A 25,855-nucleotide genomic window follows, 5' to 3' on the forward strand; every position below is an offset into this window, starting at 1 on the left:
TGGGTGTTCTTCCTGACAGGTTAGTGAGTCATCACGAGAAAATCACGATAGTTTAACGCATACGAGGCCGGGTAGTGATTCCGGAAGGCAATCTGACGTGCTCTTTTGTATCCGTGACGATTTTGCTACTGAGCGCTGCCGCTCCCACCTGCTCTGCCCGTTTAAGCAGACTGTCCGGTGCCGTGCTGGCCACTGCGGTGGACGAGGACATCTGGCTCAGGAAGGCGATCGGGTCGGTTGGTTCACCATCGACCCGCACTTCGAAATGCACGTGAGCACCGGTGGAACGCCCGGTGCTGCCAACCTTGGCGATAACCTGTCTTTTGGCTACCAGATCACCTACCTTGACCAGCAACTTTGAATTGTGCGCGTAGCGCGTGACCACACCTTTGCCATGATCAATGTCCACGACGTTGCCGTAGGCGCTCATCCAGCCGGCGGCCACTACAATGCCGGCAGAAGCCGCGTACACGGACGTACCTGCAGGCGCGGCAAAATCAACCCCGCTGTGCAGCATATGACGTCCGGTTACCGGGTTCTTGCGCCAACCGTAAGTGGATGAAATTCGTGCATTGTTCATAGAAACCGGAATGGCGGTGGGGGTACGCTGCTGCTCTGCACCCTGCAGCTGCATCGCCAGATCGGCCGTTTTGAGCATATCATCGCCGCGCGATAAGGCAACCTTCAGGCTATCGAGCTCACGCCCGAGTTCCTCGGCAGACATGACGCTGCTGTTTTCCGGCTCCAGATCTTCCATCGGCTCGTCACTGGCCAGGGCGTTCTGGCTGAGCAGCTTGTGCAGTTCAGACGTTTCGGCATCGGCGCCAGTACTCACGGCCAGCCGTTCACCCAAGCGGGCGATGGTATCTACCTTGGCCCGCAACTGCCCGATCTGTGAGGCCATCACATTCAGATTATGATGAATCAAGGCTGCATCACGCAGCGCTTCGGGTGTAGACTCCACAGAAGCGACTTGTTCGTGCATGGGCAGCGATGGCAGCCCAAAATGGCGTTCCAGCAAGGCGCCGGCAGCAACCGCCAGACCCAGGCTGAGCATGGACACGCTAAACGCCCATACTTTCTTTGTCTTCACAGGAGTGGTATTCTGCGAAGCATGTTGCTCTTCTTTCAATTTCGTACCTGTTTAAAATAATGGCTCTGTTTTACAAAAAAAACGGTGCTTCGCGCCGCGATCGAGGCGAAGGTAAAACGGCCGCAAATTGGTTGGGGCATGACTCCCGCCGGGGCCGGTTGCTGGAAACAGCAGAACAGTTCAACCTGATACAGGGACTGATTGCACAGGCTCTGCAACTTCCCGTGGGTCATGCGTGTCGCGTGGTTGGGCTGGAAAACGGCACACTGATTATTGCCGTTCCCAGCGCTGCCCACGCAGCAAAAATCCGACAATTGACCACAACTATACATCAGCTGCTGGTCGCTAAAGGGCAACGGGTGGATCAAATCCGCATAAAAATCCAGGCCGGGCTCAAAAATACCGCAATAACGGCGGCTTCACCACCGCCGATCCACATGCCCCCTTTGGGTGAACAGGCCCGTGGCGCCTTGCTTGAACTGCAACAAACCACAGACAATCAGGGGCTGGCTGAAACACTGGCCCGGATTCTTGAAAAGAATCAGGCTAAACGCCAATCCTGACTCACGGCATCGGCGGCTGCCGCTGCGGAATCATAGGTAATGATTTCGTAGGCATCCGGCTGCGATAGCAGCGTACGCGCCAGCTTGTTATTTAACGCATGGCCGGATTTGCAGGCCACATAACGGGCCAGCAACGGATGGCCGATCAGATACAGATCGCCAATAGCGTCCAGGATCTTGTGCTTGACGAATTCGTCATCGTAACGCAGGCCGTCCGAATTCAGGATCCGGAACTCATCCATCACAATGGCGTTATCCAGGCTGCCGCCACGCGCCAGACCGTGGGCGCGCATGGCTTCCACTTCCTGTGCAAAACCGAAGGTGCGCGCACGGGCGATTTCCCGGGTATAGGAATCGCGTGCGAAATCCACTTCGGCAAAACTGGCCGTCGAATCAATGGCCGGATGGTGAAAGTTGATCGAAAAGGCCAGGGAGAAGCCGGCATAGGGTTCAAGGCGGGCCCATTTGGCGTTTTCTCCTTCGCCATCCTGCACTTCAATGGTTTTCAGAACGCGCAAAAAGCGCTTGGGCGCATCCTGCTCTTCGATACCGGCCGAGCGCAGCAGGTATACAAAGGTCCCCGCGCTACCATCCATAATAGGCACTTCTTCTGCGTTCAGATCGACGTGAATGTTGTCAATGCCCAGGCCGGCCAGCGCCGACATCAAGTGTTCTACTGTTGACACGCGTACATCGCCGTTCTGCAGCACGGACGCCATTCGGGTATCGCCTACCTTGTCCGCAACGGCGGGCAGGTCCACCACCTCGGGGGTGTCTACCCGATGGAAAATAATGCCGGTATTGGCTTGGGCAGGTCGTAAAGTGATCTCAACCCTGCGACCTGAATGCATGCCGACGCCGGTGGTTTTCACCAGATTCTTAATGGTTCTTTGTCGTAGCATCGTATTCTCAACTTACAAAAATGTAACAATATTCATGGAAGCATCCGTTAAAGGATGTCGTGGCTGGCGGTTCACGTTCACCAACAAAGCGGGGAGCAAACTGCCTGATGACGGTACCAGACACACCTGTGGCGCCGTCCTTTGAATGTGTAGCAGCAAGGTTCGACGCGCAGTGAGTGGCGGCCTGTAACAAACATGGCGCCAATACTGCATTGCAGCCGGTTTGTTGCTTGCACCGGGCTGCCAAAGCCAATCTTCGTACACTATGTCGGCAGACACGTGTCGTTTCCGAGTATTTTACTCTGATTTGCGCTTAAAAACCCTTGATCGACAGCGCAACTGTTTCAATTGGCATCTGAACCCGGATCAGCAGGAAAGACGAAAAACGACCCCGAAGGGTCGTTTTGGCTGACTGGCGCCATTTCATAGGAGCAAACGGGTCCGGACCGGGCAGCAGCCCGGACACCGTGTTGGGAAAAAAACGGCGATCAGTCGGCTTGTTTACGCAGGAACGCCGGAATGTCGAAACGCTCGACGCCCGAAGATTCCATTGCACGAACCTGCTGTTCAAATTGGGCCTTGTTAGGCGCCGCACCGCCACGACCAGAACGAATCACGGTAGGCGGCACAGGTGCGCGGCCACCGCTAGGCTGATTCAGGAAGCTGCCACCGTACAGATCGGTGTTGCCGCCATGGGTTCCAGTTAATGCTTCAAACTCCATATCGGAGCCGTTATTGACAACCAGTTCCGGCTGTTTGCGACCCAGACCCGTTGCGACAACAGTGACACGCAACTCATCGGCCATATCGTCATCGTAAGCGCTACCAACGATAATCGTAGCGTCTTTGGCTGCGTAGCTGCTGATGATTTCGTTGATCAGACGGGTTTCGCTCATTTTGAGTGAACGGCTGGCGGTAATATTGACCAGCAGGCCACGCGCACCATTGAGGTCCACGCCTTCGAGCAGCGGGCAGGCGATCGCGTTTTCTGCTGCGATGCGCGCACGATCCGGACCCGAAGCAACGGCAGTGCCCATCATGGCCTGGCCATGTTCACCCATGATAGTTTTCACGTCTTCGAAGTCGACGTTGATATTACCCTGAACATTGATGATTTCTGCAATACCTGCGCAGGCGTTGTACAGCACGTTGTCGGCTTCCTTGAAGCAGTCGTCCTGGGAAGCGTCGTCGCCCATCAGTTCATACAGTTTTTCGTTCAGAACCACGATCAGGGAATGGACGTGTTTGGACAAATCTGCAATGCCTTCTTCGGCAGCGCGCAGACGTTTGGTTCCTTCGAACGAAAATGGTTTTGTAACGACACCAACGGTGAGGATACCCAGTTCCTTGGCCACTTCAGCCACAACAGGACCTGCTCCCGTTCCTGTACCACCACCCATACCGGCGGTAATAAACACCATGTTTGCGCCATTGAGCGCGGCGCGAATTTCTTCGCGTGCTGTTTCTGCAGCTGCACGACCCTGTTCAGGTTTGGCGCCTGCACCCAAACCACTGCGGCCCAGACGAATCTGCACCGGTGCTTCGGTCGCGATCAGCGCCTGCATGTCTGTGTTTGCGCAGATAAAATCCACGCCCTTGAGGCCGGCCCGCATCATGTGTGAAATGGCATTGCCACCTGCACCACCTACGCCAATCACCTTGATTACGGTACCGCTGTTACTGCTATCGTCCAATAATTGAAAGTCCATATTCCCAACTCCTGTATTCCGAAACGTATTAACGAAAAGTGCCACTGCGTTTTTCGGAAACCGTCTCAAAAACAATGCCAGCGCCTGTCTCGCATCGTACTTGAACCGTCTCCATGGCCACCTGCCCGGCCATTGTCTGGCAGTTGATCCGCCCTGCCCGGCGGTACATCGACAACCTTTTGCTGCTTTACTGCACTGCTGTCGCGGTGTTGTGCAAAGTGCTGCACATCGCGTTAACAAAACACCTTAATAAAACACCATAAGGGACATGAAACACGCCCCTTTTTGCAACGGCTGAAACAAACGTCTTAGCCTCTTGCGTATTCTAATTCATAAACCACTCTTTCATGCGGGAAATAATATCTTTTAGCGTTCCATTTTGTTGCTTAATCTTACCACCACGCAAACGCTGCACGCGTGCTTCGGTCAACAATCCCATCACCGTTGAAAACCGCGGGTTGCGGACCATGTCGGCAAGACTGCCGCGATAGTCGGGCACGGCAACGCGCACCGGTTTGAGAAAGACGTCTTCGGCCAGCTCGACAATGCCGGGCATAAGCGCTGTGCCACCCGTCAATACGACGCCAGAGGCAATCAGATCTTCGTAGCCGGAGTCTCGCACAACCTGCTGCACCATCATGAACAGCTCTTCAATACGCGGTTCGATAACAGCACCCAGGGTCTGCCGCTTGACGCGACGTACATCGCGATCGCCCAGACCGGGCACTTCGATAAGCTCATCGGGGTTGGCCAGCACCTGCTTGGCAATCCCATAACGCAATTTGATTTCTTCGGCATCGGGTGTCGGCGTGCGCAGCATGGCTGCGATATCGCTGGTCACCTGATCGCCCGATACCGGCAATACAGTCGTATGACGAATGGCGCCACCGGTAAAAATAGCGATGTCGGTCGTGCCCGCGCCAATATCGACCAGCACAACACCCAGTTCCTTTTCATCATTGGTCAGGCAGACCATGGACGAGGCCAGCGGCTGCAGAATCAGGTCCTGCACTTCCAGGCCACAGCGGCGTACACATTTGACAATATTCTGCGCAGCGCTGACCGCGCCAGTCACAATATGCACGCGCACTTCAAGCCGGATGCCGCTCATGCCTACCGGCTGGCGGATGTCTTCCTGTGAATCGACGATAAATTGCTGGGTCAGTACATGCAGCACCTGGTGATCGGTGGGGATGTTAACTGCTTGGCAGTCTCAATCACGCGCGCCACGTCGGCTTCCGATACTTCCTTGTCCTTGACCGCGACCATGCCGCTGGAATTGAAGCTGGTAATGTGATTGCCGGCAATGCCTGTATATACTTCACGGATTTTGCAATCGGCCATCAGCTCGGCCTCTTCAAGGGCACGCTGAATGGAATTGACCGTGGATTCAATATTGACCACAACCCCTTTGCGCATACCCTTGGATTCATGCTGTCCAAGTCCGATTACTTCAAAGCGCCCTTCTTCAGGCAAAGCTTCAGCCACCACTGCCACCACTTTGCTGGTGCCTATGTCTAAAGCAACGATGAGGTCCTTTAGGTCACGAGTCATTTTTTCTCTTTACTATCCGATTGTGTTGTCGCTGCCGGCTCGAAGGTGATGGCAAAACCTTTGGTATAACGCAAGTCCACCTGGGCGATCTGCCGGCCAGCTACCTTTTCTTTTAAAACGGGCCACGCCTGAACAAAACGTTCAATCGTAGATGCGAATGATACCGCACCCTGCCCGCCGTGTGGGTTTAATGCATCGGCCCCGGGATCCCTGCCCAATACCAGTTTGGTATTATCGTTCAATTCTACACGCCATGCATAGCGATCACTAAGCGTAATCTCATCTACGCCCAAATTTAGCGGCGCCAGCCAGCGCACCAGTTCGGCATAACGCTGTACTATCAGCATTTCAGATCCGACCGGTCCGTTAAACTGTGGTAAATCCGCATCCTCGGGCAGTTCCGCCTGGTTGGCAGTAAATACTTCACCCCAGGTATTAATCATCTGCCGCTCATTCCAGTAGGCAAACGGTTCCTGCTCTTCAATCTTGAGCAGCAGGCCGTCGGGCCAGACGCGGGTGATATCGGCATGACGCACCCAAGGCGACTGCTCGAACAGTTTTTTCGATTCGGGCAGATTAATGGTAAAGAAATTGCCCTTCAACTTGCCCGCAATGGTCTGCTGGATACTTGCCGGCGAAACATATTCAAGCTTGTTACCCTTCATCGGCTCGATCACGATGCGGGTCAGGTTGAACATGGGCCGGTGAATCAGCCAGTAGCCGCCCGCGCCAAGCAATACCACTACCGCCAGCAACATAACGAGGTTGGCGACAAAGTTGGTAATGCGGGCGCTTGGCGTAATCATTTACAGTCCTGGCTCCGTCACAGGTTTGGTGCGCTGAATCTTGCAACTGGCCTGCGCCAGGATCTGCACGCACAAATCGGCATAACTGACGCCTTCAGCCTTGGCGCCCATAGGCACCAGCGAATGCGGCGTCATGCCCGGAGAGGTATTGACTTCCAGCAGGAAAAAGCGATTGTCATTATCCAGCATCACATCGACTCGCCCCCAGCCTTCACAACCTACGGCGACAAATGCCTGCTCGCAGGTCTGCCGGATGCTGGCGGCCAGATCCTGAGGCAGGTCCGCCGGACAATGGTATTGTGTCTCGTCCGAGACGTACTTGTGCTCGAAATCGTATTTGCCATCGGGCGCCACGATTTCGATAATCGGAAACGCCCGTGCCGTATCGCCCTTGCCCAGAATGGCAACAGTCAGTTCGCGCCCGACGACAAATTTTTCGGCCAGCAGTTCGCTGTCAAACTGGCACACGTCTTCAAAGGCAGCAGACAGATCCTGCGGACCGGTCACTTTACTCAGCCCCAGCGTCGAACCCTCGTGCGGTGCCTTAAGAATAAAGGGATAGCCCAGCATCTGGCTGGCGCCATCCATATCCTGACGGGTTCGCACCTTGCAATAAGGCGCTGTAGGAATGCCCTGTTCAATCCAGATACGCTTGGTCATGATTTTGTCCATGGCCAGCCCGGAAGCCATCACGCCGCTTCCGGTATACGGAATGCGCAGCAGTTCCAGCGCCCCCTGCAGGGAACCATCTTCGCCATACCGGCCGTGCAGGGCTATAAAAACGCGATCAAAACCGGCCGCAGCCAGTTCCGCCAGCGAATGCTCGGCAGTATCAAACAGATGGGCGTCAATGCCTTTGCTGATCAGGCGTCGTATACGCCCTTGCCGGAAACCAGCGACACTGGCCGCTCTGCGGACTGGCCGCCATACAATACACCTACCTTGCCAAATTCATTGCTCATTGCGCTCTCCCAACTGCCCCGGCACCTTGTTGATGGAGCCGGCACCCATGACGATGACCACATCACCGTCGCGAACAAAGTTGATGATGGTCTGCGGCAGTTCGGCCACATCTTCGACAAAAACCGGTTCAACTTTGCCGGCCACGCGCAATGCACGCGACAGCGCCCGGCCATCGGCAGCCACAATGGGTTGCTCGCCGGCGGCATACACTTCGCTTAGCAACACCGCATCGGCGCGACTGAGCACATTGACAAAGTCTTCGAAACAATCGCGGGTGCGTGTATATCGATGAGGCTGGAAAGCCAGGACGAGCCGGCGTTCGGGCCAGGCGCCGCGCGCCGCCTCAACAGTGGCGGCCATTTCAATGGGATGATGTGCGTAATCATCAATCAGCGTGTAGGTACCGCCGCCATGATCCTGCGGCACCGCAAAGTCTCCGGTGTAGGAAAAGCGGCGTCCGACGCCGTTAAAGCCAGCCAGCGCGCTCACGATATCGTCGTCGGCCAGCTCCAGCTCTGTAGCCACGGCAATGGCGGCTAGCGAGTTCAGCACATTGTGACGGCCGGGCAGATTGAGCACGATATCCAGGTCGGGCAGGCGCTTGGCCGGGGTAATCCGCCGCTCAACGGTAAACGCCATGCGCGTTTGCCGGGCCTGCACGTTAACCGCCCGATACATCGCCTCTTCACCAAACCCATAGGTCACCAGCGGGCGCGAGATAAACGGAATAATGTTGCGAACGTTGCTGTCGTCTACACATACAATGGCGCTGCCGTAAAACGGCATGCGCTGGGTAAACTCCACAAAGGCGCTTTTCAGGCGTGTCATATCGTGCCCATACGTATCCATATGGTCCGCATCAATATTGGTAATGATGGACATGACAGGCAACAGATTCAGGAACGAGGCATCCGATTCGTCAGCCTCGACCACAATATATTCGCCCTGGCCCAGCCGCGCATTGGCGCCGGCCGAATTCAGGCGCCCGCCGATCACGAAGGTTGGATCCAGGCCGGCAGCGGCCAGCACACTGGCCACCAGGCTGGTGGTCGTGGTTTTGCCGTGCGTGCCGGCAATGGCAATGCCGCGTTTAAGGCGCATTAACTCTGCCAGCATGATGGCGCGCGGCACCACGGGAATGCGCTTGGCCCGGGCCGTAAGCACCTCTGGGTTGCTATTGGCCACGGCCGTGGATGTAACAATAGCGTCAGCCTCGCCGACATTTTCGGCATGATGGCCGATGAAAATCTGCGCCCCCAACTCTGCCAGGCGACGGGTCACCGCCGACTCCTGCAGATCCGAGCCGCTGACTTTGTATCCGAGATTCACCAGAACTTCGGCAATACCGCTCATACCGGAGCCGCCGATACCGACAAAGTGAATGTGTCTAATCCGATGTTTCATGTTTTCCCTGCGCTCGCGCGCTCGCAAATATCTGCAATGGTCTGTGTGGCCTGCGTCCTGGCGCAGGCTCTGGCAGCCACTGCAGTCTGCATCAATTGATCACGAGTACGACTTTGTATCCATTCGGCCAGCCAGGCAGCGGTAAATTCGCGCTGGGGCTGCGCCCAGGCCGCATTGCGGCTGGTCAGCCATGCCGCATTTGCCGTCTGGTGATCATCAATGGCATGCGGCAATGGCACAAACAGCGCGGCTACCCCGACCGCCGCCACTTCGGCCACCGTCATGGCGCCGGCACGGCAGATAATCAGATCGGCCGACATCATGGCCGTGACCATATCGTCAATGAAAGGCAGGCATTCTGCGCTGACATCCGCCTGTTTATAGGTATCCTGCAGGCTGGCAATGTGCTGTTCTCCGGCCTGATGCATGATTTGCGGACGCTGCTCTGGTGCAATCAGCGCCAAGGCGGCAGGCACCACAGTGTTCAGGGCCTGCGCCCCCAGACTGCCGCCCACCACCAGGATACGCAAGACACCGTCGCGCGCCCCATAGCGCACACCGGTTCCGGCGTATTGGCCAATTCATTGCGCACAGGATTGCCCACCATCTGCCCGCCCGGCAGCACGTCTGGAAAACCCGTCAATACAAAAGCCGCCATTTTAGCAAGCCAGCGGTTGGCTGTACCGGCGACGGCATTCTGTTCATGAATTACCAGTGGAATACCGACCAGTTTCGCCATCAAACCGCCAGGCACGGCCACATAGCCGCCCATGCCCAGTACGACCGCAGGCCGGCACTGCTTGAGCGCGCGTCGCGCCTGCAGGCACGCTTTGCCCAGCATGAACGGCAACTTGAGCAGCGCCACCGGCCCCTTGCCACGCAGACCGGCAAAGCGCAAAGGCAGCAATTCAATTGCCGCAGCCGGCACCAGGCGACCTTCCATTTTGTCCGGATTACCCAGCCATATAACGTTCCAGCCCCGCGCACGCATTTGGGCGGCCACGGCCAGACCGGGCATAATATGCCCGCCGGTCCCCCCAGCCATCACCAGCAACGTACGTGAATCGGAACGAGCGCCAGTCATCGATATTCTCGCAAGGGCCTTCGATCGGGGCGTTCGCCCCGCATCATCAGGCGACTTTCATAGTCAACACGCATCAGAATGGCAATAGCCACCAGGTTCATCACGATGGATGAGCCGCCATAACTGACCAGCGGCAATGTCAGGCCCTTTGTCGGCAGCAGCCCCAGGCACACGCCAAGGTTGACCAGTGCCTGCACACCCATCCAGATGGATACGCCCTGCGCCACCAGACCGCTGAACTCGCGATCCATGGCAATGGCCTGCCGGCCGATTTCAAAGCCACGATGCACAATAATCAGAAACAGCACCACTACGGAAATAATACCGACAAATCCCAGCTCTTCGCCCACCACAGCCATAATGAAATCGGTATGCGCTTCGGGCAGGTAGTGCAGCTTTTCAACGCTGGATCCAAGCCCCACACCGAACCATTCGCCACGCCCGATGGCAATCAGCGAATGCGCCAGCTGGTAACCGGTAGACTGCACGGTTTCCGGATCAAATGGGTCCAGATAGGCAAAAATACGCTTCACACGCCAGGGCGCCATCAGGATCAACAAGGCGAAGCAGCCCAGCAGTACGACAACCAGCAGCAGAAACAGCACCGCGCTGATGCCGCCCAGAAAGAGAATACCCACAGCGATTGAGACGCTGACCATAAAGGCGCCCAGATCGGGTTCGAGCAACAGCAAAATACCGACCACGCCCAGGGCCACCATCATTGGCGCAAAGCCGCGCCAGAAATCATGCATGTACTTTTGCTTGCGCACCGTATAGTCGGCGGCAAAAAGCAGCATGGCCAGTTTGGTCAGCTCGGAAGGCTGAAAATTCAATGGTCCCAGGGGAATCCAGCGATACGCGCCGTTGACCTCATTACCGATATGCGGGATAAGCACCAGCACCAGCATAAAGAGCGACACGAAAAACAGCGGGAGCGTAAACTTCTCCCAGATATGCATGGGCAGCGAAACCGTGATGGCGAAACCCACCAGGCCGATGGCAATGAAAACAGCGTGGCGTACAAAAAAATAATAGCGGGTGGAATTGGAATATTTGGGTCCGTCCACCAGGGCAATCGAGGCAGAAAACACCATCAGCAGGCCGAACATCAGGAGAGCGACAACCGCGGCAACCAGCAGCAGGTCGTAATTGCGCATTCTGGTGCGGCCAGGCTTGACCGCATTGACGCTTGCTCTCAGGTCGCCCAGCAAACTCATGCCACTTCTCCGTTATCGAGCGCCAGCTCATGTACGGCAGCAGAAAAAACCTGGCCGCGATGCGCATAGCTTTTAAACATGTCGAAGCTGGAACATGCGGGAGACATCAATACCGCGTCCCCCGGTTGCGCCAGCTCCAGGGCCTGCCGGACCGCCGCTTCCATGGATTCGGCACGATGGCAGCAACGCCGGTTTGCGCCAGCGCCTGTTCAATAATTACGGTCGCCTCGCCGATCAGAATGACCGCACGGGCGCAGCGCCGCACGGGCGCGGCCAGCGGAGAAAAATCCTGGCCTTTGCCCACACCGCCGGCAATCAGCACAATATCGCGTCCCATGCCTTCGAGGGCGGCCACCGTTGCACCCACATTGGTGCCCTTGCTGTCGTTGAAAAAATCAACGCCACGAATGCTGCGTTCAAATTGCGTCCGGTACAGACCAGCAGCAAAATCCCGCAACGTATTGAGCATGGGCCCCCAGCCTACCCCCAGCTCGCGGCACAGAAGCATCGCAGCCTGGGCATTGAGCATATTGTGCTGTCCGCGAATTTTCATGGCATCAGCCGGCATCAGGCGTTTGATCAGGCCCGATTTGCGCCGGGGCTTTTCGGCATTTTTCTTGCGCCTGGCGCCGGGCGCTTCAGGCAATTCGAAATCATCCTTTTCACTGGCAGTAATCCAGGTCACGCCATGCGCCCTTCCATGCCGGTATCGCCCACCAATACGGGGGTATCAACGCCGAAGCTGCGCACCTGGACATCGTTAATATCGTCGATCATGGCCACGACGGCGGCGTCGTTGCGATTAACGATGGCAACCGGCTGGCTGCCAGCAGTCGTGCCTTGGCAGCGGCATATTCCTGCATATCGCGATGCCAGTCCAGGTGGTCCTGGGTCAGATTCAGCACGGTCGCGGCGTCCGGCACCAGTGACTGCGTCGTCTGCATCTGGAAACTGGACAACTCCAGCACCCAGACCTGCGGCAGCGATTGCGCGTCCAGCGCCTGCATAAGCGCAGTTAGCGCCGACGGACTGATATTGCCTGCGGCGATGGCTGTTTTGCCCGCGGTCTCCAGCATGGCCTGCGTCAGCGAGGTAACGGTGGTTTTGCCATTGGTTCCCGTAATGGCCAGTACCTGTGGTTTATAGCCTTGTGTAGCTGCAAGATCGGCCAGAGCCAGAGCAAACAGTTCAATTTCGCCAATGACCGGGACTTGCCGTTGCTGCGCCTTTTGCAAAAAGGCTGCCAAAGCCGGCTCCGACGGCGCAAGCCCAGGACTCAGGATGATCTGCTCCACGCCGTCGAGCGCGGCATCACTGAACGCTGGGCGCCCAGGAAATGCGTGATATCGCCCTGGCCCTGCTCCTGCAGTGTGGCCAGACCTGGCGGGTTGTCCCGTGTATCAACGATATGCAGTGCCGCATTCTGACGCAGGCACCACAACGCCGAAGCCAGCCCGGTTTCACCCAGGCCAAGAATCAGGACACGAGAGGGAAAAACGGCCACGCCGCCTGTATCGGTACTCATCGCAGTTTAAGTGTTGCCAGTCCGAGCAGAACCAGCATCATCGTAATAATCCAGAACCGCACCACAACCTGGGTTTCTTTCCAGCCACCCACTTCAAAATGATGATGCAGCGGCGCCATGCGCAAAATTCGCCTGCCGGTACCGGTCTTTTTCTTTGTGTATTTGAACCAGAACACCTGGATCATGACCGACAGCGTTTCAGCCACAAATACGCCACCCATGATAAAAAGCACGATTTCCTGGCGCACGATCACGGCGATTGTGCCCAGCATGCCGCCCAGCGCCAGCGCGCCCACGTCGCCCATGAACACCTGGGCCGGGTAGGCGTTGAACCATAGAAAGGCCAGGCCGGCGCCGCCCAGTGCTGCGCACAGCACCAGCACCTCGGAGGCGCCTGGAATATACGGAAACAGCAGGTATTTCGAATAATCCACGCGGCCAACCACGTAGGCAAAAATGCCCAGCGCGCTACCAACCATGACGGTTGCATAATGGCCAGGCCATCGAGTCCGTCAGTCAGATTCACGGCGTTACTGGCCCCGACAATAACCATCCAGGTCAATATTACAAAACCGAATACACCCAGCGGATAGCTCACGCTTTTGAAAAAAGGTACGATCAGGTCAGCACGGGAAGGCAGCGGCATGGTAAAGCCGCTACTGATCCAGGCCCACATCAGGCGAAAAATGTCGGCATTGGCAGGCGCCGAGACGGCAAACGTCAGGTATACAGAGGCGATCAGGCCAATAATGGCCTGCCACATGAATTTTTCGCGCGAGGACATGCCTTCCGGATTGCGATGGACTACCTTGCGGTAATCGTCAACCCAGCCGATGGCACCAAAGCCGAAGGTTACCAGCAGTACAACCCAGACGAAACGGTTGCTCAGGTCTGCCCATAATAATGTGGTCACACCGATGGCAATCAGAATCAGCGCACCGCCCATAGTCGGCGTACCGTTTTTGACCAGATGCGTCTCCGGCCCGTAACTGCGCACAGCCTGGCCAATTTTAAGTTCGGTCAGCTTGCGAATGACGTGCGGTCCGGCCATCAGGCCGATAAACAGTGCCGTCGCGCATGCAAACATGGCCCGCAACGTAATGTATTCAAAAACACTCAGGACGGAAAACGTTGGCGAGAGCCAGCGGGTCAGTTCATATAGCATGACCGTCCTCGTTCTTTTCTGACCAGGACAACAAGTCCTGCACTACCCGTTCCATCCGCATCGATCTAGAGCCCTTTACCAATATGCTTGCGGGCTGTCTTGCAACGACCCTTTCTGCGATTTCATGTATATCTGTCATATGTTCTGCCGTCGGGCCACCCGCCCGCGCGGTCAGCGCGCTGGCATTTCCATATGTAAACACATATGAAATGCCTTTTTTACGGGCGTATTGTCCCACTTCCTCATGCATTTGCGGCCCGTTCTCGCCCACTTCGGCCATATCGCCCAGAACCAGCACGGTCGGCGCAGGCAGCGCAGCCAGAACGTCGATTGCTGCAATTACAGAGTCCGGATTCGCATTATACGAGTCATCGACCAGCGTGAGGCCGCCGGACAGGGTAAGGCTGCGCATTCGTCCCTTGACCGGGGCAAACGCCTGCAGACCGTCACGGATGTCTGTCAGACTAATACCCGCGGCATGGGCGCAAGCGGCAGCGGCCAGACTATTGCGGACATTATGGGTGCCGGCGATGGCCAGGCGCACATCAATCTGCCCGACCGGGGTTTTCATGACAAACGAAACGCCAAGTGCACCGGGAACCACCGACTCGGCGTAGAAATCGGCATCCGCCGTCTGCCCGAAAGTCAGCACCCGGCGTTCGCCGGCCAGCTCCCGCCACAGCTCGGTGTAAGGCTCATCAGCGGGAAAAATTGCGGTCCCGTCGGCTGGCAGTGATAAAAATACCTGTCCATTTTCAATGGCCACGGCCTGGACTGTGTGCATGAATTCCTGATGCTCGCGCTGGGCATTGGTTACCACGGCGATACTGGGCTCACACAATGCAGCCAGTTGCTCGATTTCACCGGGATGGTTCATGCCCAGTTCCAGCACCGCCATTTGATGCTCGGAGGTCAATTTAAGCAGGCTGCGCGGCACACCCCATTGGTTATTCAAATTGCCTTCAGTCGCGAAGCGGTGTTCAACGCCGACGCCAGCGGCCAGCACGCAGGAAATCATTTCTTTGGTCGTGGTTTTGCCATTGCTGCCGGTGACGGCTATCAGCGGCAGCCTATACTGGCGACGCCAGGCATGGCCCATGCTCATCAAGGCAAGCGTAGTATCGGCAACCAGAATTTGCGGCAGATCCACCGCCGGATCGCGACGACTGACCAGTGCAGCGGCAGCGCCGGCCTGCCGGGCAGCACCGATAAAATCGTGACCATCATGCAGCTCGCCGCGAATGGCAATAAACAAGCCGTTTTCCGGAACATGCCGGGAATCGGTTGAAATCTCGGGCCGATCGCGCAGCAGCAAGCCCAGCCGCGACCATTCCAGATCATCGAAAGGCTGGCGTTCGTGGTTGATTTCCTGGTAGGTCTCGTGCCCCTTTCCCGCCACCAGCACCACGTCTGCTGCAGCCGCCTTCAGGATCATTTCGATGATCGCGCAACCGCGATCGGGCTCGGCGCGAGCGCCTTGCGGCATTCCCCTTAGAATATCGTTCAGAATATCGCCAGGCACTTCAGTGCGCGGATTATCGCTGGTCACCAGCACTTGATCGGCCAGACGCGCGGCGATCTGCCCCATGATCGGCCGCTTGGACTTATCCCGATCGCCCCCGCAGCCGAAAATGCAGATCAACTTACCGCCACGGGCTGTCGCAACCGGCTGCAAGGCCTGCAGTGCGCGCTCCAGCGAATCGGGGGTATGAGAGTAATCGACCACAATCAATGGGCGCTTGTGACCCGCGTCGGCGCCTGCCGGCGTGACGGTCTGCAACCGTCCCGGTACTGGCGTGAGCAACGATACCAGCCCGGCGCTTTGGCGCAAATGAATGCCCAGGACATCCAGCACGGCAACAACAAGCAGTATATTGGCAATGGAATGCTCACCCAGCAGCCTTGTGGTCACTTGCGCATCGCCGCCGGGCGAGCGCAGCGTAAACACCAGGCCATAATCGCGAAACTCATGTTCGACTGCCGTGAACGTCGCCTGCGGCGCGGCCTTCAGCGAATAGCCCGCCCTGGACTGCGCCGTGGTTTTCGCAAAAATGCGTTCGCCGGCCTCATCGTCCATATTCACAATGGCATGACTGAGCCCCGGCCACACAAACAAAGCGGCCTTGGCCGCCTCATAGCGTGCCATGCTCTGATGATAATCCAGATGATCCAGCGTCAGATTGGTAAATGCAGCTACTTTGACCTGCAGCCCGTCCATGCGGCCCTGCTCGATACCGATGGAAGAGGCTTCCATGGCGACATATTCAATGCCGGCATCGCGCATTTGGGCAATTTGCCGGTGCAGCGTGAGCACGTCGGGCGTGGTCAGAGAGCCGCCCAGATTAGTCCCGTCTGGCATCACCGTTCCCAGTGTGCCAATGGTCGCGCAGGATTTACCGACAGCGTTCAGCGCTTCGGCAATCCAGGTAACGCAAGAGGTTTTCCCGTTGGTGCCTGTGACGGCAATGACCGAGACGGCTGCCGAAGGATGGCCATACCAGCTATCAGCAATATCACCCAGATAGGCGCGCAGGCCGACCACCGGCAGTACCGGCACGGCATGTCCGGCATCCAGCAATGTCTGGCCCTGCTCCGTGTTCGCAACATCGGCGATCACTGCCGCAGCGCCTTTTTTGATGGCATCGGGAATATACGCAAGGCCGTTAACGACGCTACCTGTACAAGCAACAAAGACATCCCCTTTCTGGATGTCTCTGGAGTCTAGCCGCAAATCCGCTTTATCCGTGACATGGCCGGCAAGCCATTGTGCTATCTCTCGGCTATTCATCCCTGACTCCTCTTGGGTACGGTATTTCGCGCCTCAAGAGGAGCTGGTTCGATCGGCGCATCGGGTGGGACGGCCAGATATTTCAGCGTATCTTCAATAATGGAAGCCGCCACCGGCCCGGCAATCACGCTGCCGTAGTATCCGCCCTTGCGCGGCTGATCAAGCGTGACGGCCACGATAATCCGTGGCTTGGAAATAGGCGCCATGGCCACGAATGAGCCTCTATAGTCTTTGCGACTATAACGACCATCAATAATTTTACGAGCGGTGCCGCTCTTGCCGCCGATCCGGTACCCCATGACCTTGCCCTGAATCTTTGTCCCTTCAGAGCCGGCCGCATCTTCCAGCATCTGACGCACGGCGCGCGCAGTTTCCGGTTTATAAATCTGGATGCTCGTCGGATTGGCCCGATTTTTTACCAGCGACAGTGAAATCATATCGCCGTTGCGGGCCAGCGCCGTGTAGGCGTGCGCCATTTGCAGCAACGAGACGGACAGGCCGTAACCATATGCCATGGTCGCCCGTTCAATGGGCGCCAGCGCTCCCACGGACGTACACGTCCGGAAGCGGCACCGGGAAAGCCCATATTGGGCGCCTGCCCAAAGCCCAGCGCATTAAATACCGTCCACATTTGATCTGAACGCAAACGCTCGGAGATCATGGTCATGCCGATATTGCTTGAGCGACGGATGATGCCGGCCACGTCCAGCACGCCGTTGCGCGTACTCACGTCTGTAATGGTTGCGCCTGGTAACGATAGGTGCCGTGTCCGGTATTGAATTTGGTTTTTGTGGTTACCACCCCGGCATCAAGCGCCAGCGCAGCCACCAACGGCTTCACGATAGAGCCGGGTTCGAACGTATCGGTAATGGCCCGATTGCGCAAGGCAGCACCCCGCCGTTCCTGTGGATTGTTCGGATTGTATGTGGGCAGGCTGACCATTGAAAGGATTTCACCATTCTGCGCGTCCACAACCACTGCCGCGCCAGAAGACGCCTCATGATCGGTAATGGCTTTTTGCAGGGCCTTGGAAACCAGAAACTGCACACGGCTGTCAACGGTCAACTCCAGATTCTGTCCGTCGCGGGCGGGCTCCACTTCCTGCATATCGCCAATGATACGACCCAGGCGATCACGCAGCACTTTGCGCAGTCCGGGCTGACCCGATAGCTGCTTGTTAAACTCCAACTCCACCCCCTCAATACCGCGATCTTCGATATTGGTAAAGCCCACGATGTGTGCCATCAATGAACCTTGCGGGTAGGAGCGACGGGTTTCAGACAGCAGTCCGATTCCGGGAATTTTCATTTTCTGAATTTCAGTCGCCGGCTCCATCGCCACCTGACGGCGCAGGTAAACAAACGTCTTGTCCGAACTGCCCAGGCGTGTCGTCAAATCTTTAAGCGACATGTCCAGCAACTTCGCCAGGCGCACCAGCTGTTCAGGCGTAGCACTTCGAGTCTCTTCAGGCGAAGCCCAGACTGCTTTTGCCGGAATACTGGTTGCCAGAAACTCGCCATTGCGGTCCAGCACACGCCCGCGATTGGCCGGCAGCACCAGCGTACGTTCATAACGCTTGCCGCCTTCGGCCTGCAGAAAATCGTTGTTCATCGTCTGCAGATAAAGCGATTTGGCAATGACGGTAGTAAATCCCAGGCTGATCACGACAAACAGCAAACGCGCACGCCACTTGGGTATCTGCACATGCAGCACCGGGCTGCTGCTGTAGTAGTGATGCTGGGACGGACGCTTACCTGGCTGGTAACCGCCGCGTGATGTTTTTTTTGACTTGAGCAAATCCAGATTCAGTTTCATTGCGCTCCCCTTGGCGCCGGTGCGGCAGCAGATTTTTCCGTGGCAGTTGCCGCTCGGGCAGTGCCTGCATTCATTTCTGATTCTTTGATGAAAACGGTTTGATTAATCTGCGGGGTCTGCATATTGAGCTTCTCGGACATCACCCGATCTATATTGGCGCTGGTGGTCAGTTGCGCACGCTCTAGCAGCAGGTGACGCCAGTCAACCTCCAGCTCACGCTCGGCGGCCTGAGCCCGACCAATATCGATATAAAGTAAACGTTGCTGATAGCGGCTGGACACCAGGGAAATGCACTGTACATGAAAAAACCGATCAGAAATATCAGTGCGAGGCGGGCCACGATCCTCTCCTTTTCTGTGTATCCATGCCGGGCAGCGCCGCGCGGATCGCATTTTCGTGCGCCTGGTTCCAGGCCGCATCGGTGCGTTCGGCAACGCGCAGTACGGCAGAGCGCGAGCGCGGATTTTCGCGAACCTCACCCTCCTCGGCCAATACCCTGCCCAAATTCTTCAGAACCGGTTCGGGCATTTCACTCTCACGCAACGGCATACGGGCAAGCTCGGGCGGCAGCGACGAGGCTGCAGCAAAACACTGCTTGACCATGCGGTCTTCAAGAGAATGAAAACTGATCACCGCCATTCTTCCTTGTGGAGCAAGTACCTTCAGAATTGACGCGAGGGTGTCCGCCAATTCCTTGAGTTCTTCATTGATGTGAATCCGTATAGCTTGAAAGGTGCGTGTGGCCGGATGTTGGCCTTTTTCCCGCGTACGGACGACGTTTGCGACGAGCTCGGCAAGTTCGAGCGTTGTGCACAAAGGGCTGGATTGGCGGCGAGCATCAATCGCCTTTGCAATCTGGAAAGCAAACCGTTCTTCGCCATAATATTTAATGACCTCCTTCATGTTGTCCACACTGGCCTGAGCCAGCCACTGTGCGGCCGTCTGACCGCGACTTGTATCCATCCGCATATCCAGTGGGCCGTCCCGCATGAACGAAAACCCTCTGGCTGCCTCATCAATCTGTGGCGATGAAACGCCTAAATCCATCATGACGCCATCAATCTGCGTCACTCCCTGCTCGGCCAGCGCCGGCACCATGGTGGAAAAGCCATCATGAATCACCGTGACCCTGGCATCCTCGCGACTTAACTGCATTGCGGCTTCTATCGCACGCGGATCCTTGTCAAACACAAACAACCGGGCACTTTTGCTCAGGGCGGACAGCAGCAGGCGACTGTGCCCACCCCGACCAAAAGTTCCATCTACGAACACACCATCGCGCTTTGCCGGTGGCGCCCACTGCCTGACTGCGGCAGATTTGGCGTAAAAATCGGCCAGTATCAGCGCGTTGACGGTTTCTTCATACAAAACCGGCTTGTGCTCGTACCCTGCTTCTGCCATCACAGTGAAAAATGCTCAAGACTGTCTGGCAGACCCTTGGCCAGATCCTGTGCCTGTTGCTGCGCAAAGATCGTGGCATCCCATAAATCAAAGTGCTTGCCCATGCCCACCAGCACCACATCTTTCACAATGCTGGTTGCCATGCGCAATTCCGGCGCAATCAAAATACGGCCCGAACCATCAATTTCGACGTCCTGGGCATTACCCAGCAGCATGCGTTGCACGTGACGCGCAGACATGGGAAACGCCATAATGGCCTCGCGTTTTTCTTCCCATACCGGACGTGGGTATATAAGCAAACCGCCGTCAAAGTTGCGGGTGACAGTCAGGGCGCCGTCTGCGGCCTCGGTCAGGGCGTCACGATACCGGGTTGGAATAGTCATCCTCCCCTTGGCATCCAGCGTGAGCGCACTGTTTCCCTGAAATATCACTTTTATCCCACAATTTTGCACAAAATCCTACTTTTTCCCACTTTAAGTGAATGCGCGCAAATGGTCAAGTTCTATTTAGTGACTTTTTCCAATCACAACAAAGACTTAGCCAACTTCGCCGAAAACGCGAAATTTTTGTTTATAAAAATCAGGGGGTTAAAATTAATTACAGGAAAATGTCAGAAACAGTCGCTAATTTCGGAATAATTATTAGCATTTATTAACATTAGCGACATGTGAGAAAAAGAAGACAGGAAAGGTCTGTAAGCCGGATTCTGTAAACCGGTTTCCCGGTTGGCAATCATTCCTCTGGCAACCTTATTACTAAGGCACTCAAGCCATCTACCCGCATGCTTGGACGAGCCGCCCTTCGTGACGAATCACACGCATGCCTATTTGATGTTGCTCCGGATAGAGGTTACCGCGTTTCACCCTGACGCGCTGTCACCCTATTGGGGTGACGCCTTACGGAAGTCGCCGTATCAGTGCGGTTAAGCCCGCGCGCCAGTCTCGTCTCTGTGGCCCTATTCCTCGGTGGCGCAAACCACCGGACGGCTGTTAGCCGCTATCCTGCCCTGCGGAGTCCGGACATTCCTCGATACTGATGTACCGCGATTGCCCAACCTTTCCTGCGGCCACTATTGTAACCGTGATAATGCCTCGCTAGCCAGCGATATCCGCAAGCGGGCTCAGGAATAATGCGACAATGTTGGTATTGTTCAATTTTGGCTCTCTCAGGCTCTCTTTTTCAGGTTCGCAGTTTTCTTATGGCAGCAAATACGCTCATCACGCTTCTGAACGCACAACTGGCCTTTGGCCACCATGCCCTGCTCGATCACGCCTCGCTCACCATAATCGAGGGCGACCGCATCGGCTTGATCGGCCGCAACGGCGCCGGCAAATCGTCGTTGCTGCGCATCCTGGATGGCCGCTCCGACCCGGACGACGGGGAGGTCTCTCGACTGGGGTCACTGCGCTCGATGACTGTCGAACAGGAACCCGAGCTTCCCGAAGAAAGTACGGTATACGATGCCATTGTTGGTGATTTTCTGAGCACAGAAGACTGGCAGCGTCCTACACGGGCAAACGCCATGATCGAAGACCTTGGCCTGAACCCCGACGCTAAAATCGCCGGCCTTTCTGGAGGCACGCGCAAGCGTATTGCCCTGGCGCGCGCCTTTGTCGAAGAGCCCGATCTCCTGCTGCTGGACGAGCCGACCAATCACCTGGACTTCCTGGGTATCGCCTGGACTTGAAAAACGCATCCTGCAAAACCGCGGGGCCTGCGTCGTCATCACCCACGATCGGCGCTTTCTGGATGCCGTCACTACACGCATTGTAGAACTGGACCGCGGAAAGCTGCACAGCTACCCCGGCACATTCAGCCAGTGGCAAACCCACAAGGCCGAATGGCTGGCCGCTGAAAAAGTACAGAACGAACGATTCGACAAAGTCCTGGCACAGGAAGAAGTCTGGATACGCAAGGGCGTACAGGCCCGACGGACCCGCAACGAAGGCCGGGTAAAGCGGCTGGAGCAGTTGCGGCGCGAGCGCACTGAAAGACGGGAGCGCGTGGGCAATGTGAACTTTGCCCTGGCCACAGGCGAGCGTTCGGGCAAGCTGGTTGCCGAATTGGAAAACGTTAACAAGGCTTTCGGCAACAAAACCGTCTTACGCGATTACTCTACGACCATCATGCGCGGCGACCGGATCGGGATTATCGGCCCCAACGGCGCTGGCAAAACCACACTGCTCAAGATCATTCTAGGCAAACTTGCGCCAGACAGCGGCAACGTCAGACTGGGCACCAATTTGTCGGTGGCCTATTTCGACCAGATGCGCGAACAGCTGGACGACAGCGCCGCGCTCACCGACGTCATCAATCCAGGCAGCGAATGGGTGGAAATTGGCAACCAGCGCAAGCACGTCATGAGCTATCTGGGCGACTTTCTTTTCTCACCGGCCCGTGCCCGCTCGCCCGTATCCAGCCTGTCGGGCGGTGAACGCGCCCGGCTGCTGCTGGCACGCCTTTTCGCCCGCCCGGCCAATATCCTCGTCATGGATGAACCCACCAACGACCTGGACATTGAAACGCTGGAATTGCTGGAGGAACTGCTGCAGGAGTTTTCCGGCACCGTATTGCTGGTCAGCCACGACCGCACATTCCTGAACAACGTAATTACCCAAACCATTGCCTGTGAAGGCAACGGCCAATGGCGCGATTATGTAGGTGGTTACGACGACTGGCTTGCCCAGCGGCCTGCATCCATACAGGAACCAGAGGATAACGCGAGTACATCGATGTCGGCAAAGAACGCATCGGGTCAGACGCAGGCGAGTGCACGCAAGGATGGCAAATCCGGCCGTCTGAGCAACTGGGAACAGCAGGAACTGGACCGCATTCCCAAGGAAATCGTTGCATTGGAAACGGAACAAAGCGAGCTGACCCAACATCTGTCAGAGCCCGACCTGTATGCCGATGGCCCGGAAAAAGCCGCCGGCATTCACGAGCGCCTGCTGGAAATTGAAGAAACCCTGCTGACCAAGCTGGAGCGCTGGGAATTGCTGGAAAGCAAGAAAGGCGGCTGATCAGCCGTTGACGATGGCAATTAACAGGCCATCCCAACCTTTGCTGCCCACGGTCTGAAAGGCCGTGGCCGACAGGCGCTCGTTGCCGGCCATATCATCAAAGAAACGGCGCAAGCCTTTGATATTACTGCCTTCGGAATGGGCGTCCAGAATCTGCCCCTGGCGCACCACGTTATCTGCCACAATCACCGTGCCCGGCGCCGACAGCTTCAGCGCCAATTCCAGATAGCGAGGGTTGTTTTCCTTGTCCGCATCCATAAAAATGAAATCGAATGGTGCTGCGCCTTCGTCAATGAGCGCCTGCATCAGATCGGCTGCACGCCCCAGGCGGATCTCAACCCGATCATCCACAGCAGCAATGCGCAGGCTTTCCCGCGCAACCCTCACATAGTTTTCATCAAAATCCAGCGTCAGCAACCGGCCGTCGGGCCCCATGCCCAGCGCCATCCAGACGGTGCTGTACGCTCCCAGCGTGCCCAGTTCCAGAATACGCTTTGCGCCCTTGAGGCGCACCAGCAAATTGAGCAGCTTACCCTGATTGGGGGCCACCTGAATCGCCGGCATGGCGTGCGCCTCGCAATGCGCGAGCACTTTGGCAGGAATGGTATCGTCCGCCAACAGCAGACTGTTGAAATAATCATCGACCGCAACGTAACGTTCGGGGGTAATCTGAATTTTCATAGCGTTAAGACTCTAATAACAAAGGTAGCCGGCAGCGATTGCCGTGTCGGTCAGACCGGCGCAGGCCACAGCGACTGAGCGCCGCGCACTGGGGTCCCATGACTGGATGGATCAAACACTGCTGCTGCCTCTTGCCGTGGCAGTCGGGATCAATGCCCCCAGAGCAGTGATGGCAGCGTCGCACTGGCCAGGGCCAGGATAGGCTCAGGCAAGATGCAGTTCAGACGGGTACATATCCCGGAGCGGCCCGTGATTGCGAACGCCGCTCGCGCTAGTGCCAGTGCTGATGACCCATGCCGTCAGCAAGCCGGATCAATCAGAAAACGACCAGTTCAGCGTTTCACCGGCGGCCAGCGGCACCAATTCGGTGGCACCATATTCAAGTGTAAACGGAATTTCAAAGGGCTTGCGCTCCAGCGTTACCGTGCCCGAGTTGACGGGCAACCCGTAAAAGGCAGGCCCGTTCAGGCTGGCAAAAGCCTCCAGCCGATCCAGGCGCCCCGCCTGTTCAAATGCCGTGGCGTACAACTCCAGCGCATGCAGTGCCGTATAACAGCCAGCGCAACCGCAGGCGTGCTCCTTGAGCCCCCGGGCATGCGGCGCACTATCGGTTCCCAGGAAAAAGCGATCGCTATCGCCCGTGGCCGCAGCCACCAGCGCCAGGCGATGTGTTTCACGCTTTAAAACCGGTAAGCAATAATAGTGTGGCCGAATCCCACCGGTAAAAATCGCATTGCGGTTGTACAGCAAATGATGCGCCGTAATCGTAGCGGCCACCGGCCCCTCTGCCTGCGACACATAATCGACGCCTTCTTTGGTCGTAATGTGCTCGAACACCACTTTAAGTGATGGGTAACGTTGACGCAGCGGGATCATGACGCGGTCGATAAACACCGCCTCGCGATCGAACAGATCGACTGTCTGATCGGTGACCTCTCCGTGCACCAGCAAGGGCACGCCGTGCTTTTCCATGGCTGCCAGCGCCTTGTCGCACTGATCCAGCAGATTGGTTACGCCAGCATCTGAATTGGTGGTGGCGCCGGCCGGATATAGCTTGACCGCATGCACGAAGTCAGAGGCAGCGGCCTGCGCAATGTCCTGCGCCGTCGTGCCTTCAGTCAGATACAACGTCATCAGGGGAGTAAAGGTAGCAGGATCGCGCCCCGCCACTTGCAGCGCCGAAACGATACGGTCGCGATAGGCCCCGGCCTGTTCCACCGTTGTTACTGGCGGGCGCAAATTAGGCATGATAATGGCGCGCCGGAATTGACGGGCAGAATGGGCGACCACGGCTTGCAACGCCTCCTGGTCCCGCAGATGCAAATGCCAGTCGTCTGGCTGAATAAGGGTGATGGCAGTATCTGTAATCAGCATAATGATGGATGTCCTTTTGATGACCAATACTATACAGAAAACCGCGGGCAAATTTCGGGCTGGCGCATCGGCTGCATATAGAAGCAAAGACGACGGTCCGTGCAAGGCTGCGTTTTTGAGCAAATTTTGCGCAGCCACAGCGCCGCCAGCAGTTGGTATTGCACCGCAGGGTCTGCTGGCCGATACAGGCAGCGACCGTTTACACTGACCGCAGGCTGAACAAAACGCCGCAGAGGCCGATCAAAGCGGCTTATGCACGACAATGCTAATAATTCTTAACAAATCGGTCATTTTCAAAAAAATCAGAAAAATCGCACAAAAAACAGTCTATTCAATCTAATTTCTTTTATTTTGCTTTCAAAAAACAATATCTGTAATTTTCTTCAATTTCGCATAAAAAAAAACTATGCAAGAGGCAAATTACACGTTATTCTCTTCCATGTACGAATATACACACGCCTTTATGGAGATTTACAAATATGGCAACAACTTCAGAAAAACCAGCCCGTAAGCCAAACGCAGCTTTCATGAAACCGCTGACTCCCAGCGCTGAGCTGGCTCAAGTAATCGGCAGTGATCCGTTACCTCGTACAGAAGTGACCAAGAAAATCTGGGAATACATCAAAAAACACGATCTGCAGGATCCTAAAAACCGTCGCAACATTAATGCCGACGCGAAACTGCGCCCCATTTTCGGTAAAGACCAGGTCAGCATGTTCGAAATGACAAAACTGGTCAGCACACACCTGAAATAATCAGATGTGCATTGCCGGTTAAAAAACGAATCCCAT

Annotated in this window: 14 protein-coding genes, 1 other RNA gene and 7 pseudogenes; 3 read left to right on the forward strand and 19 right to left on the reverse strand. The window is 56.4% G+C overall.

What is annotated here, in order from left to right; all coding sequences use genetic code 11:
* Positions 1 to 52 precede the first annotated feature (52 nt).
* Positions 53 to 1,132 carry a M23 family metallopeptidase gene (locus TKWG_RS15065; protein WP_014751662.1) on the reverse strand — a complete coding sequence of 360 codons (1,080 nt, stop codon included), beginning with the start codon at positions 1,130 to 1,132 and terminating at the stop codon, positions 53 to 55.
* Between the two features lie 92 nt (positions 1,133 to 1,224).
* Here TKWG_RS15065 and TKWG_RS15070 point away from each other — a divergent pair, with 92 nt between their 5' ends.
* Positions 1,225 to 1,656, forward strand: a complete 432-nt coding sequence (locus TKWG_RS15070; RefSeq protein WP_171815169.1) for a DciA family protein — start codon at positions 1,225 to 1,227, stop codon at positions 1,654 to 1,656.
* Here TKWG_RS15070 and lpxC read toward each other — a convergent pair.
* The 16 genes and pseudogenes from lpxC to rnpB all read right to left on the reverse strand — a co-directional run bounded on the left by lpxC (position 1,635) and on the right by rnpB (position 21,051).
* Positions 1,635 to 2,558 (reverse strand): UDP-3-O-acyl-N-acetylglucosamine deacetylase, encoded by a 924-nt coding sequence (lpxC, locus tag TKWG_RS15075; protein WP_014751664.1) that lies wholly within the window; start codon positions 2,556 to 2,558, stop codon positions 1,635 to 1,637. The two genes, TKWG_RS15070 and lpxC, sit on opposite strands and share 22 nt — an antisense overlap.
* Before the next feature lie 488 nt (positions 2,559 to 3,046).
* Positions 3,047 to 4,267 carry a cell division protein FtsZ gene (gene ftsZ / locus TKWG_RS15080; RefSeq protein WP_014751665.1) on the reverse strand — a complete coding sequence of 407 codons (1,221 nt, stop codon included), beginning with the start codon at positions 4,265 to 4,267 and terminating at the stop codon, positions 3,047 to 3,049.
* A 325-nt stretch (positions 4,268 to 4,592) separates the two neighbouring features.
* Positions 4,593 to 5,821: pseudogene (gene ftsA, locus TKWG_RS15085) on the reverse strand (cell division protein FtsA).
* The gene (locus TKWG_RS15090; RefSeq protein ID WP_014751666.1) at positions 5,818 to 6,627 is read right to left on the reverse strand and encodes a cell division protein FtsQ/DivIB; all 810 of its coding nucleotides are present in this window, start codon (positions 6,625 to 6,627) and stop codon (positions 5,818 to 5,820) included. Before TKWG_RS15090 ends, ftsA begins: the two are co-directional and overlap by 4 nt.
* A pseudogene (locus TKWG_RS15095) lies at positions 6,628 to 7,589 on the reverse strand (D-alanine--D-alanine ligase).
* Complete coding sequence (gene murC / locus TKWG_RS15100) at positions 7,579 to 8,994, reverse strand: UDP-N-acetylmuramate--L-alanine ligase (protein WP_014751667.1); 1,416 nt, start codon at positions 8,992 to 8,994, stop codon at positions 7,579 to 7,581. The pseudogene TKWG_RS15095 and the gene murC overlap by 11 nt, the downstream one beginning before the upstream one ends.
* Positions 8,991 to 10,078: pseudogene (gene murG / locus TKWG_RS15105) on the reverse strand (undecaprenyldiphospho-muramoylpentapeptide beta-N-acetylglucosaminyltransferase). The gene murC and the pseudogene murG overlap by 4 nt, the downstream one beginning before the upstream one ends.
* Positions 10,075 to 11,295, reverse strand: coding sequence for a putative lipid II flippase FtsW (gene ftsW / locus TKWG_RS15110; protein ID WP_014751668.1), 1,221 nt, complete (start codon positions 11,293 to 11,295; stop codon positions 10,075 to 10,077). The pseudogene murG and the gene ftsW overlap by 4 nt, the downstream one beginning before the upstream one ends.
* A pseudogene (gene murD / locus TKWG_RS15115) lies at positions 11,292 to 12,820 on the reverse strand (UDP-N-acetylmuramoyl-L-alanine--D-glutamate ligase). Before murD ends, ftsW begins: the two are co-directional and overlap by 4 nt.
* Positions 12,817 to 13,985, reverse strand: a pseudogene (gene mraY / locus TKWG_RS15120) (phospho-N-acetylmuramoyl-pentapeptide-transferase). Before mraY ends, murD begins: the two co-directional pseudogenes overlap by 4 nt.
* Entirely contained in the window at positions 13,975 to 16,773 is a 2,799-nt protein-coding gene (gene murF / locus TKWG_RS15125; RefSeq protein ID WP_014751672.1) for a bifunctional UDP-N-acetylmuramoyl-L-alanyl-D-glutamate--2,6-diaminopimelate ligase MurE/UDP-N-acetylmuramoyl-tripeptide--D-alanyl-D-alanine ligase MurF, read from the reverse strand. Before murF ends, mraY begins: the two are co-directional and overlap by 11 nt.
* A pseudogene (locus TKWG_RS15130) lies at positions 16,770 to 18,588 on the reverse strand (peptidoglycan D,D-transpeptidase FtsI family protein). The gene murF and the pseudogene TKWG_RS15130 overlap by 4 nt, the downstream one beginning before the upstream one ends.
* Positions 18,585 to 18,869: a cell division protein FtsL gene (gene ftsL, locus TKWG_RS15135; protein WP_014751673.1), complete on the reverse strand. Its 285-nt coding sequence runs from the start codon at positions 18,867 to 18,869 to the stop codon at positions 18,585 to 18,587. Before ftsL ends, TKWG_RS15130 begins: the two are co-directional and overlap by 4 nt.
* A gap of 40 nt (positions 18,870 to 18,909) precedes the next feature.
* Positions 18,910 to 19,989, reverse strand: a complete 1,080-nt coding sequence (gene rsmH, locus TKWG_RS15140; RefSeq protein WP_014751674.1) for a 16S rRNA (cytosine(1402)-N(4))-methyltransferase RsmH — start codon at positions 19,987 to 19,989, stop codon at positions 18,910 to 18,912.
* Entirely contained in the window at positions 19,989 to 20,417 is a 429-nt protein-coding gene (mraZ, locus tag TKWG_RS15145; protein WP_041710370.1) for a division/cell wall cluster transcriptional repressor MraZ, read from the reverse strand. Before mraZ ends, rsmH begins: the two co-directional genes overlap by 1 nt.
* A gap of 251 nt (positions 20,418 to 20,668) precedes the next feature.
* Positions 20,669 to 21,051: RNase P RNA component class A (rnpB, locus tag TKWG_RS22095), an RNA gene on the reverse strand.
* A gap of 136 nt (positions 21,052 to 21,187) precedes the next feature.
* Here rnpB and TKWG_RS15150 point away from each other — a divergent pair.
* A pseudogene (locus TKWG_RS15150) lies at positions 21,188 to 23,009 on the forward strand (ATP-binding cassette domain-containing protein).
* On the opposite strand, the gene TKWG_RS15155 reads toward TKWG_RS15150, so the two are convergent.
* Positions 23,010 to 23,690, reverse strand: a complete 681-nt coding sequence (locus TKWG_RS15155; RefSeq protein ID WP_014751676.1) for an O-methyltransferase — start codon at positions 23,688 to 23,690, stop codon at positions 23,010 to 23,012.
* Between the two features lie 312 nt (positions 23,691 to 24,002).
* Positions 24,003 to 25,064, reverse strand: a complete 1,062-nt coding sequence (pyrC, locus tag TKWG_RS15160; protein WP_014751677.1) for a dihydroorotase — start codon at positions 25,062 to 25,064, stop codon at positions 24,003 to 24,005.
* Positions 25,065 to 25,543: 479 nt separating this feature from the next.
* On the opposite strand from pyrC, the gene TKWG_RS15170 reads away from it, so the two are divergent.
* A complete protein-coding gene (locus tag TKWG_RS15170; protein WP_014751679.1) occupies positions 25,544 to 25,819 on the forward strand; it encodes an SWIB/MDM2 domain-containing protein in 276 nt (91 codons plus the stop codon).
* Positions 25,820 to 25,855 lie beyond the last annotated feature (36 nt).

Origin of the sequence: Advenella kashmirensis WT001 (genome assembly GCF_000219915.2) — a bacterium.
Classification (GTDB): domain Bacteria; phylum Pseudomonadota; class Gammaproteobacteria; order Burkholderiales; family Burkholderiaceae_B; genus Advenella; species Advenella kashmirensis.